General features: G+C 60.3%; 9 protein-coding genes. 7 read left to right on the top strand and 2 right to left on the bottom strand.

Annotated elements, in window-relative coordinates:
- Window positions 1-152: 152 nt before the first annotated feature.
- Both U9R81_RS15230 and purB read right to left on the bottom strand, forming a co-directional pair.
- Window positions 153-431, bottom strand: a complete 279-nt coding sequence (locus tag U9R81_RS15230) for an NAD(P)H-dependent oxidoreductase subunit E (protein WP_322496284.1) — start codon at window positions 429-431, stop codon at window positions 153-155.
- Window positions 432-867: 436 nt separating this feature from the next.
- Entirely contained in the window at window positions 868-2,268 is a 1,401-nt protein-coding gene (purB, locus tag U9R81_RS15225) for an adenylosuccinate lyase (RefSeq protein WP_322496283.1), read from the bottom strand.
- Between the two features lie 205 nt (window positions 2,269-2,473).
- Here purB and U9R81_RS15220 point away from each other — a divergent pair, with 205 nt between their 5' ends.
- From U9R81_RS15220 to U9R81_RS15190, 7 genes are all read left to right on the top strand, one after another.
- Window positions 2,474-2,995, top strand: a complete 522-nt coding sequence (locus tag U9R81_RS15220) for a MarR family winged helix-turn-helix transcriptional regulator (RefSeq protein WP_322496282.1) — start codon at window positions 2,474-2,476, stop codon at window positions 2,993-2,995.
- Window positions 2,996-3,115: 120 nt separating this feature from the next.
- Window positions 3,116-4,942 carry an efflux RND transporter periplasmic adaptor subunit gene (locus tag U9R81_RS15215; protein ID WP_322496281.1) on the top strand — a complete coding sequence of 609 codons (1,827 nt, stop codon included), beginning with the start codon at window positions 3,116-3,118 and terminating at the stop codon, window positions 4,940-4,942.
- 18 nt (window positions 4,943-4,960) lie between these two features.
- Window positions 4,961-6,208 carry an ABC transporter permease gene (locus U9R81_RS15210; protein ID WP_322496280.1) on the top strand — a complete coding sequence of 416 codons (1,248 nt, stop codon included), beginning with the start codon at window positions 4,961-4,963 and terminating at the stop codon, window positions 6,206-6,208.
- A gap of 60 nt (window positions 6,209-6,268) precedes the next feature.
- Window positions 6,269-7,213: an NAD-dependent epimerase/dehydratase family protein gene (locus U9R81_RS15205; RefSeq protein ID WP_322496279.1), complete on the top strand. Its 945-nt coding sequence runs from the start codon at window positions 6,269-6,271 to the stop codon at window positions 7,211-7,213.
- Window positions 7,210-9,405, top strand: coding sequence for an ATP-binding protein (locus U9R81_RS15200; protein WP_322496278.1), 2,196 nt, complete (start codon window positions 7,210-7,212; stop codon window positions 9,403-9,405). Before U9R81_RS15205 ends, U9R81_RS15200 begins: the two co-directional genes overlap by 4 nt.
- A 472-nt stretch (window positions 9,406-9,877) precedes the next feature.
- Entirely contained in the window at window positions 9,878-10,954 is a 1,077-nt protein-coding gene (hisC, locus tag U9R81_RS15195) for a histidinol-phosphate transaminase (protein ID WP_322496277.1), read from the top strand.
- 159 nt (window positions 10,955-11,113) lie between these two features.
- The coding region (locus tag U9R81_RS15190) for a zinc-ribbon domain-containing protein (protein WP_322496276.1) at window positions 11,114-11,337 on the top strand (224 nt) is incomplete at its 3' end.

The following is an 11,337-nucleotide window of genomic DNA, read 5'->3' as shown; positions in this document are numbered from 1 at the left end:
CGCTCCCACCTGACGGCGGGAGCGGGGGAGCCGCTGCGCGGGTGGTAAAGACACTGCTCTCGCGGAGCATAGGAGCGCCCCGCTCCCGAACCGATGGGAGAGAGGTAGGGGGATGCGGACAATAGATAAAGCAGCTCGCACCCAAACCTGCCCTACGACGCAGCCATCGCCTTCAGACGGCTCTCAATCAACTCAATTAGTTGCTGGGGCGTCACACGGGGGTAATAATCGTACTCGATCATAATCGCCGGCACGTCATCGCAGGCGGCCATACAATCGAGCTCAACAATGTGCAGCTCGTTGGGATGGGCGGCGCGCAGGCGGGCCAACGTCTGCCAAATATCGGGACGGCTGCGCGCGCAAAGCCGGCAGACGGTCAATTCAACCACGGCCATCCTCTGCCTTCCTTTCTGATCTGAGCGCCGGGCCAAAGGCAAGAGGCCATTGGGTTGCTAGTGGGCAGTGAACTGTGTGCAATGCATTCATGCGCGTAGAGATGCTAGAACGGCCACCGCTGCAAGCTGGGATCACCTATGAAGAAACGTATTAACGTTGAGCGAGTCGCCGTTGCTGCAATGAATGTCGGGGCCGATACGTCATATCTGTGCAAACAAGCACAACATACTTTTCTAGTGTACACGGTTTGTCAATAGATTGCAAATACAAAATTGTGCATACATTGTAGAAAACGAATAGCGCGGCTCCAACCTCCCAGTTGGAGCCGCGGAATTATCTGGCAAACGAGCATCGCTCCCATCCATTGGGAAGCGAACGATCGTTACATACCGCTTAAGCAGGGGCATCGCGGCGCAATGCTTCGGCGCAAGCGGCTAGCCACGACAGTACCCCGCGATAGAGACTGTTGCCTCACGTCCAATTGCCAACCGTCGCCTCATCGCGAAGTTGGGCAAGCTTCACTGCTAACCCAATATAGGCTGCCGGCGCCAGCGCCTGCAACTCGGCGCGCACAGCATCGCTCACCGGCAAACTGGCGATAAAGCGGGCCAGCTCATCAGCGGTGAGGGTGCGGCCACGGGTAAACTCCTTTAGCAGCTCGTATGGCTCGCTAAAGCCTTCGCGGCGCAAGATGGTCTGAATCGCTTCGGCCAACACTTCGGGATGGGCTTCAAGATCGCGGCGCAGACGGGTGCGATCAACAGCAACCTTCTGCAAGCCGCGCAATAAACGCCGGTACGCGAGCAGGCAATAGCCGAAGGCCAGCCCTAAATTGCGCAGCACAGTGCTATCGGACAGATCGCGTTGCAGGCGCGAAATGGGTAGCTTGCGGCCGAACAACTCAAGCAGCGCGCCGGCCAAGGCCAAATTACCCTCAGCATTCTCGAAGTCGATCGGGTTGACTTTATGCGGCATCGTTGATGAACCCACTTCACCGGCACGCGCTGCCTGCACCAGATAGCCATCGCTGATGTAGCGCCAGCAATCTTGGCTAAGGTCGGTCAGAATGGCTCCGACCCGCTTGAGCGCATCGCAGAGTGCGGCTAAAGTGTCGTGCGGCTCGATCTGGGTCGTCAGCAAGATCGGCTCAAGGTCGAGCGAACGAACGAAGGCGCGTGAAAACTTGAGCCAGTCGATCTGCGGCAATGCCGCCTGATGGGCCGCGAAGACGCCGCTAGCCCCATTGAGCTTGCCGGTGATGCGGATAGCGGCGACATCATTAATGGCGCGTCGCAAGCGCATGTAGAAGACATTCATCTCTTTGCCGAAGGTAGTGGGGGTAGCGGGTTGGCCATGGGTGCGGGCCAACATCGGCGTAGCCGCCTCGGCGTCGGCCAATTGGCGCAACGGTTCGAGCAGCGCCTCTAGCGCCGGCAACAACACCAGCTCCCGCGCTTCTTTCACCATGAGCGCATAGGCCAAATTGTTGACATCTTCGGACGTAATCGCAAAATGCACCGCCTCAAGGTGGCTGGTCAAGCCAAGCGCCATCAGCTTTTCGCGCAACCAATACTCAACCGCTTTGACATCGTGATTCACCCGCCGATCCCACGCGGCAATCGCCAGCGCATCCTCATCGCTAAACTGGCGGTAGAGCGCGCGCAGCGCCGCTTGCTGCGGCGGGGTAAGCGACGGCACAAAGGTGATGCCGCGAGCACGGGAGAGAAAGATCAGATACTCAACCTCAACCCGCACCCGATAGCGAAACAGCGCCGCTTCGCTGAAAAAGCCGGCCAGCGCCGCTACATCGTTGCGGTAACGGCCATCAAGCGGGCCAAGCGCACCCAAACGAGCCATATCCTCAGTGGTCATCGATTCCTCCGTATATTGTTTACTCGCTGTGCGGAAGGGTACCACAAAAATGGATCGGGCATAGCACAGTGGCGAAAAGACCATGATATTACCTGTGCAAGACATTGACATTCCACCAGCAATCGGTTACGATGGGTATCAGAAGTCTAAATATTTGTTGCCAGAATAATTTACACTTTGAGCATACTTGCCAGTGAGGACGCGCATGCACGAGCACAACCCCCGCTCTCATCATACCAGCGCGATTGACGATATTGTCCGCCAGATTACGTGGCAAAGCCAGAAGCAGTTATTGCAAACGCTCAGCCGGCCTGAAATCAGTCTAACGCTGCCGCAGATGGTCACGTTGTTTGCCATTCGCGAAGCAGGCGTCTGCCGCATGAGCGAACTCGCCGAGATCACGCAGCAATCGGCGGGCACACTGACCGGTATCGTCGATCGGCTGATTGATGAACATCTGGTCGGGCGGGTGCGCGATGTCGAAGATCGGCGCGTGGTGCAAGTGATGCTCACCCGGCAAGGCGAGCAGCGGCTGGCGCTAGTCGAGGCGGCCCGGCGCGCTGATATGGATCGGATTTTGGCCCGGTTCAGCCTTGAACAACTACGCGACCTTGAGCATCTGCTGCAATTATTGCTCGATGGGATTAATGAATTGATCAGCGATCGCGACCTCGCGCGCGCCGCCAATGGTCAAGCCAACCCATCATCACTCTCGCGCAGCGCCTAACCAGCGCACCGTTCCGCAACCTTCTCTATTGTCATCCGTCAAATGGAGTAACGCTATCCCAGCTTCGTAGTATGATGATGCTGGTAGGTAGTGCGTGCGTCGCAACGACTGAGGATCATTATGAGCCAATCAACCCACCTCCGCCGCCGCCAGAACCGTCTGGTCTGGGGGATCGGCGCGTTGCTCATCGTCGGAGGCATCGTTGCCAGTCTCTTCTGGTTCAACCGCGGCCAACCCGCGAATGTCCGGCTCAACTATGCACTTACCAATCCGCAACGAGGCCCGATTAGCGCCACCGTCAACGCCAGCGGCGCGATTCAGCCGCAGCAGGTGCTCGATCTGACGTTTGGCAACAGCGGGTTAATCAGCGCAGTGTTGGTGCAAGTTGGCGATCAGGTCACGGCTGGGCAAGCGTTAGCCCGGCTCGACACACGCGATCTGGAATTGCGGGTCGAGCAAGCGGCAGCGCAACTGGCACAGGCCCAAGCGAGTCTCGACCGGCTGCGAGCCGGGCCGCGCGAAGCCGAAGTGGCGGCGGCGAAAGCGCAATTGGCCCAAGCCCAAGCGCAATTGCGCCAGACGACCGGTAATGTGACCGAGAAGGATTTGGCAGCGGCGCGCGCGCAGGTCGATCAGGCGCGGGCTAATCTCGAACGACTCTTGGGCGGGCCCAAAGCCAGCGAGGTGGCGCAGGCGCAAGCGCAGGTCGATCAGGCGATAGCGGCTTTGCAATCCCAACGCGACTCGTTGTCGGCGGCCAAGACACGGGCCGAGTCGCAGTTGTTGCAAGCAGCGAATACGTTGCGTGATCGCCAAGCCGAATACAGCCGGATTTACAACGACAACCGCGAGCGCGAGCAGCAGTTGGCGCGGTTTGGCCAATCACTGCCGCAATCGGCGCTCGATACGGAAGCGGCGGCCTTGCGCGCCGTGCAAAATGCAGAAGAGCAGATGCGACAGGCGCAAGTCGCTTTTGAGCAGGCCAAGCAAGCCGAGATTACCGGCATTGCCCAAGCCGAAGCGCAATTGCGCAGCGCACAGGCCAACCTTGAACGGATCTTAGCCGGCGCCGATCGCGATCAAGTGGCGGCGGCGCGGGCCCAATTGGCGCAGGCCGACGCCAATCTGAACAAGTTGCTCGGTGATCAGCGGGCTGGCAGCTTAGCGGCAGCGCAGGCTGCGGTCGCCAGCGCCGAGGCCAACTTGCAACGGATCACCGCACCGCCGAGCGAGGCCGATCTAGCCAGCGCCGAGGCCCAAGTCGCCAGCGCCCGCGCCAGTTTAGCCCAAGCGCAATTGGCGCTGGAGCGAGCCACTCTCACAGCCCCTATTGCCGGCGTGGTGGCTGAGGTCAACCTTGAGATTGGCGAATTCTACAACGCGGCCCGGCCAGCGGTCGTGCTGGCCGATCTGAGCGGTTATTATGTCGATGTGACTGTTGATGAAATTGATGTTGCCCAGATCGCAGTAGGCCAACCAGTCACGCTGGTGCTTGATGCCCTGCCCAATCTCGATCTGCGGGGCAAGGTTGCGCGGATCAACCCGCTCTCGATTGTGCAATCGGGGGTCACGGCCTATACGGTACGGATCGTCACCGACAATCCGCCGGCGGCGGTACGTCCGGGGATGTCGGCCAGCGCCGATATTATCGTGGCCGAGAAGAGCGACGCGCTGATCGTGCCGCGCCGGGCAGTGCGCGCCGCCAGTGGCCAGTTCTTCGTTGATGTCACCACTGATCCCGGCTTGTGCAACGTTGACATTGCCCAACGCCCACCGCAACCGGCGTTGCAGGCTATCGCCGTGCAGTTGGGCTTGAGCAACGATCAAGTGATCGAGATTGTCTCTGGTAATATCGACCTGAACAGTTGCATCTATGTGCCGGGAGTAGACGCGCGGATCAACCTGTTTAACGCCGGCGGGCCGCCTCCCGGCGTGCGGAACCGGTGATGGCGCGGAGCAACGCCTATGAACCTCCTTGAAGCGATCCGCATTGCGTTCAATAGCCTGCTGGCCAACAAGCTACGGGCTATTCTCACGATGCTCGGCATTATTATCGGCGTGGGGGCAGTTATTGCGCTGCTGGCGTTGGGCGGCGCGATCCAAACGCTCGTCACCAGCGAATTGCAAGGGCTGGGCAGCAATCTGGTCTTTCTCTTCGCCGGCACCAACGACCCGGAAACGAACCGGCGGGTGCCGCCGCGCCTGACCAACGAAGACATTGCCGCTATCGCCGATCCGCTCAATGTGCCGGCGGTCGCAGCGGTCTGCGCCGAGTTCAGCCGGCGCGCGCTCACCACTTATAGCGGGGCCAGTTACGACGCGCTGATCGCCGGCGTCAGCGCCAACTACCCGCAAGTGCGCAATGCGCGGGTGGCCGAAGGAACCTTCTTTGATGAACGGGCCATCGAATTACGCTCGCGCGAAGCTGTGCTCGGCCATCGGGTTGCTAAACGCCTCTTCCCCGACGGCGCCGATCCGATCGGGCAGCGCATCCGGATCAATGGGATTGGCTTTCAGGTGATCGGGGTGATGGCCGAACGCGGCGGTAGCTTTGCCTCGAACGAAGACGACCAGATCTTCGTGCCGATCACCACTGCTCAAGACCGGCTCTTCCCGCCGGCGCAGAATGTCACCCGCCGGGTTGAAGTGACGGTGGTGTATATTCAGGCCCGCGATGAAGACAGCATTGATGCGCTGATCGACCAGATCACCGCCTTGCTGCGTCAGCGTAACGGCCTCACCTACCAAAACAACAACTTTACCATCATCACCCAACAAGATCTGGTCAGTTCGTTTGCGACCATCACCGGCGCGATCACCATCTTTTTGGGGGCGATTGCCGCCATTTCGTTGGTGGTAGGCGGCATCGGGATTATGAACATTATGCTGGTGAGCGTGACCGAACGCACCCGCGAGATTGGCCTGCGCAAAGCGGTTGGTGCGCGGCGCAACGACATCCGCCTCCAGTTTCTGGTGGAAGCGACTGTGTTGAGCCTGATGGGAGGCGTGCTGGGCATCGCCTTGGGGTACGGCTTAGCCGCGATCGGCACCGCGCTGTTGGTCAACTTCTCGCCCAATGCCCGCGCCGAAGTCAGCCTTGACGCCATTTTGCTGGCAACGATTACGTCGATTGCGGTCGGTATTTTCTTTGGTCTCTATCCTGCCGACCGGGCGGCACGGCTTGATCCGATCGCGGCGTTGCGGTATGAGTAAGCGTGGTATACTAAAGAGCAATACACCGCATCCTCCCGCAATAAAGAACATGGTACGGCGATGCGCATCTTGATCACCGGCTCGTCAGGTATGATCGGCACCAACCTCGGCCTGCGCTTACTGGCGGAGGGGCATCACGTCTTTGGGATTGACCGGCGGGTCAATCCTTGGACTGATCGCATTCCGACGCTCTTGCAAGATCTTGCCACGCCGCAGCGCGACTTCCGGGCCGGGATCGGCGGCGCACCCTATCCGCCGTGCGATCTGGTCGTACACCTAGCGGCCAACGCCAAGGTCTACGAGCTGGTGAGCGAGCCGTATCGCGCGCTTGAAAACATCAATATTACCTACAACGTGCTCGAATATTGCCGCGCGCACGACTTGCCGCTCATTTTTGCCTCGTCGCGCGAAGTCTATGGTGACATTCACCGCTACATCACCGAAGAGACGCGGGCCGACTTCAGCTTCACCGAAAGCCCGTACTCGGCCTCGAAGATTGCCGGCGAGGCGCTGATCTACGCCTACGCGCGCTGTTACGGCCTGCGTTATATCGTCTTTCGCTTCTCGAATGTCTATGGTCGCTACGACAACGACCTAGCGCGGATGGAACGGGTCATTCCGCTGTTCATTCACCGGATCCGCCACGGCGAACCGGTCACCGTATTCGGCGGCGATAAGGTGCTCGATTTTACCTATATTGACGACTGCGTTGATGGGATTGTACGCGGGATCACCCGTTTATTTAAAGGAGAAGTGGTTAACCGCACGATCAATCTGGCCTACGGCGAAGGCAACACGCTTATCAGAGCGGCGGAATTGATCGGCCTTGCCCTTGGTCGCCGGCCTGAGATTACCGTCCAGCCGGCCAAGCGGGTGGGTGAAGTGAGCTATTACGTGGCAGACATCCGGCGCGCGCGCGAGCTGTTGGGCTATCAACCGCAGGTGCCGCTGGCCGAGGGGATCCAGCGCGCCGTGGCATGGTCGCATGGAGAGCAAGCGCCATGACTGAACCGCAGCAGGAGATGGCAGCGATTGCCCAACCCACTATGCGTTTCATTCCGACCGAGCGGGTGCGGCGTTGGATGCAGGCGAGCACCGTATGGCTGGCGTTGCAAGAGCCAGAACGGCTCTTTCCGGCGCTAGTCGCCGGCTTTGTTGAGGTTGTACCGGCGCTGCGCGCAGCGATCCTCTGGCTCGCCACGCCGAGCGGCTTGCAACCGGTAGCGCAGGCTGGATTAGCGATGCCGCCACACCTCGCGGCGCAATGGCGGCAGATCAAATTGCGGATGGGCGAGGGTGTGGCCGGTCTGGCGTGGCAACGTGACGCAATCGTGCAACAGCACGGCGAGCATAGCTACCGCGAATTGCAGGGGTTGGTCTCGGCGCAGGCCCAAACCATCTTCCAAGAGTTAAGCGATCTCGTGCCGCGCAGCTTGACGATTACGGCCACACCATTGCGGGCCGGCAATCAGTTTGTCGGCGTGCTGGAATTAATCGGCGTCGCGACTGAACCGCTGGAGCTTGAGCCTGATGATCTAGAGATGATCGCCAGCATCGTCGCGGCGGCCATCCGCAATGCCCAGTTGTACGACGAGATCCGGCGCAGCAATCAGCGGTTGAAAGCGTTTGACGCCGTCGTCACCTCGATCAGCACCGCAGCCGATCTGCCCGATCTGGTGCAGAGCGTGCTCACCGTGGTGTTGGAATTGACGCCGGCCCGCAGCGGCGCAATCCTGATCTTTGATCCGGCGCAAGAACGCCTGCAGATCGGCGCATGGCGCGCGATTGATGTGGCTGCGCTGGCCTGTTTCGATCAAGCGCCGGTTGATGCTAGTCCATGCGCCGAAGTCGTGCGTTACGGCCAGCCGGCGATCCGGCCACTGCTGAATGAACGCGGCGAGACGGCATTGATCGCGGCGGGGATGACGACTGCCGCCTACTTGCCCTTGCTGGCCGGCGGCACCGTGACCGGCGTGTTAACCCTCTTTGGCGATCTTGACTTGACTAGACAGATCGATAAGGACTTGCTCATGCCGATCTGCAATCAGGTCGGTTTTGCGATTGCCAACGTGCGGCTGTATGAAGACAGCCAGCGCGAGCGCCGCAAGCTGAATACCGTCGTCGAGTCGATTGCCGAGGGCGTGCTGCTCTGCGATCGGTATGGACGCTTGAGCTTGGCGAATCAGGCGGCGCATGAATTGCTCGAACAAGACAACCTCAGCTTTGAGATGCCGTTAGCCGCCATTCCTGACTTATACGATTTACGCGATCTCGACGGCAATCCGCTGACGCCTGACGATCTGCCATTTACCCGCGCCTTGCGCGGCAACACCTTCTACGATTACCGGTTGATGCGCCGGCGGGCAGATGGGAGTGAACGCTTTTTTAGTTTCACTGGCGCGCCGGCGGTGAACGAGCACGGTGAAGTGGAAGGAGCTGTGATCACCTTCCGCGACATCACCGCCAACCAGAAGGTGCAACGCGCCAAAGATGAGTTTCTGGCAGTGGCAGCGCACGAATTGCGCAGCCCGCTAGCGGCGGTGCGCAGCTACGCCGATCTCTTGCTCCGCCGCGAACAGCAGCGTGACGGTGATCCGCGTGATATTCACGGGCTGACGATCCTCACCCAACAAGTCGCCCACATGCTGCGTCTCGTCGATAACCTGCTCGATGTGTCACGGCTCGACGCCGGCCAATTCGATCTCCAATACCAGCCGACCAATCTGGTGATGCTGGCCCAGCAAGTGATTGACCAACAGCGGCCTAGCGCCGGCAATCGTGAACTTTTGCTCGAAACCGAAACGACCGAATTACTCGTCATCTGCGATGCTGTCCGCATCCGGCAAGTGTTGACCAACTTGCTCAACAACGCGATTAAATACAGCCCGCCCGATAGCGTGATCAGCGCGCGCCTGCGCAGCGCGCTGCTGCCGGCCAACAGCGCGCCAGCGGTCTTGATCAGCGTCAGTGATCAAGGGCCGGGCATCCCGGCGAGCGAACAAGAACGGGTCTTCCAACGTTATTACCGGTCGCCGGGGCGGCGGGGCGAGGGATTGGGCCTCGGTTTGTATCTGAGCCGCGAAATTGTGCAGTTGCACGGCGGCCAGATCTGGATCGAGAGCCGCGAAGGGCAGGGTAGTACATTTATGGTGCTGTTACCGGTTGAACGGCCACGAGAGATGGGGAGTAGGGAGTAGCCAATTCCAATCTGTGGCCAGTGGTGAGATGGTTGCTGAGAGCAACTTTTGTCATTGCGAGGGCGCGGAGCGCCCGAAGCAATGCCCTGACAGCGGGGAATACAGGTGAGCAAGCGCAACTGGCCAGCGGTAGAGCGGCGCTTCAGGCGCATATCAATGGCCGGCAGGCACCCCTCCCGCCCTCGTGGGGGATTGCGTCGCCTCGCTCCGCTCGGCTCGCAATGACAATGGCGTGCGCGCTCGGATACAAGGGTTTGAGGATGTCGCGCCCGGTTGTCACTGCGAAGGCGTGAAGCGCGCTTCAGCAAGAACGAACGCTGTGTGACTGCGTCCGTCCTCGCACTGACAGCGCGACCGGCAGTGCGCAAGGATACCGAGGGAGCAAAGGCGCGTAAGAACATGCAAAGAGTATCAATCATAGCCTGACATATTGTTGCCAGTAATCGCTATGCACTAAACCGGAGTCTTGCCTGTGCCGATCCGAAAGAAGCCGTTTCTCCAAGCCCTCTCACCGGCGCCGCCGCCGCGACTTGGGCCGGCAGGGCCGCCACCGCTCCGCATGGCGGCCAACGAAAACCCTCTAGGGCCATCACCGCGGGCAGTGGCTGCGGCGCAAGCAGCGTTGGCCGAACTCCATCGCTACCCTGATGCCGGCGGGGCGGCGCTCAAACATGCACTGGCCGCACGCGCCACGCTTGCCCCGGAAAGCGTCATGCTGGGCAATGGCTCTGACGAATTAATTCTGTTGATCTGCCATGCCATACTGGGTGAAGGCGATGAAGCGGTGCTGGCACAAGGCTCATTCATCAGCTATGCGCGACGAATACAGGCGCAGGGTGCGATTGCGCGCCAGATTCCGCTGCGCGACATGACCCATGACTTGCCGGCAATGGCCGCGGCGATCACACCGCACACCCGGCTCGTCTTCGTCTGCAATCCCAACAATCCCACTGGCACGACGGTCGGGGAGGCGGAACTGCTGGCGTTCCTCGAACAAGTACCGGACGAGGTGCTGGTGGTGGTTGATGAAGCCTATATCGAGTTTGTCACCCGCCCTGATTTCCCCGATCTACTGCCGCTCATCCGGGCCGGACGCGATAATCTGCTGCTGTTGCGTACCTTTGCCAAGATCCACGGCTTAGCCGGCCTGCGGCTTGGATATGCCTTTGGCGCACCCGACCTGATCGCTTATCTAGAGCGGGCACGGCCAGTCTTCAACGTCAATACGCTAGCGCAGATTGCCGGTCTAGCTGCACTTGACGATACCGACCATCTCGCCCGATCGTTGGCCCACGCTGCGCACAGCCGCACGGTGCTGTGCGAGGGTTTGGGGGCATTAGGGTTAACCGTCATTCCCGGCGAGACGAACTTTGTGGCTGTGGCAGTGCCTGACGATCAGGCGCTGGCGGCGGCGTTGGCCCAACGTGGAGTGTTGGTGACGCCGCTCAGTGGCTGGGGTTTGCCGGGTTGGATCCGGATTTCGTTCGGCGCCGACGACGAAAATCGCGCTTGTATTGCCGCGTTGGGTGAGATATTGGCCAATGCGTAAACGATATGCACTGCTGGCTGCGGCTGGTGCGTCTATGCACGAGGGTAGCATACCGCAGGCCGGCAACCCGGGATCCTAGGCCCTACGCCGGCAAGCCGGCTGCCCACGCTCCCGGCCATCCATTGACACCGAGAGATCACGCACTGATCAGGAGAAGATATGAGCGAACCGCAACGACCATCTTTTTGCCCGCAATGCGGCCACCAACTAAAAGCGGATGACCGTTTTTGCCCGGAATGCGGTGCGCGAGTGCCAGAAAAGGTTGCGCCGCCGACCACCATTCTCCCGCCCGACCGGCCCGCCACTGCGCCGCCGACCACTATCATCCCACCGGAGCGCCCCGCTGCGCCGCCGACCACTATCATCCCACCGGAGCGCCCCGC

The organism is Chloroflexus sp., from assembly GCF_034435895.1.
Classification (GTDB): Bacteria; Chloroflexota; Chloroflexia; order Chloroflexales; family Chloroflexaceae; genus Chloroflexus.
The sequence above is the reverse complement of the archived record's forward strand: the minus strand, read 5'-3'. Positions and strand labels throughout refer to the sequence as shown.

What these genes read in the sequence shown, in the direction of transcription:
- U9R81_RS15200 (WP_322496278.1), top strand. Translation starts at nt 7,210, where the DNA reads ATGACTGAACCGCAGCAGGAGATGGCAGCGATTGCCCAACCCACTATG.
- U9R81_RS15205 (WP_322496279.1), top strand. Translation starts at nt 6,269, where the DNA reads ATGCGCATCTTGATCACCGGCTCGTCAGGTATGATCGGCACCAACCTC.
- U9R81_RS15210 (WP_322496280.1), top strand. Translation starts at nt 4,961, where the DNA reads ATGAACCTCCTTGAAGCGATCCGCATTGCGTTCAATAGCCTGCTGGCC.
- purB (WP_322496283.1), bottom strand. Translation starts at nt 2,268, where the DNA reads ATGACCACTGAGGATATGGCTCGTTTGGGTGCGCTTGGCCCGCTTGAT.
- U9R81_RS15220 (WP_322496282.1), top strand. Translation starts at nt 2,474, where the DNA reads ATGCACGAGCACAACCCCCGCTCTCATCATACCAGCGCGATTGACGAT.
- U9R81_RS15215 (WP_322496281.1), top strand. Translation starts at nt 3,116, where the DNA reads ATGAGCCAATCAACCCACCTCCGCCGCCGCCAGAACCGTCTGGTCTGG.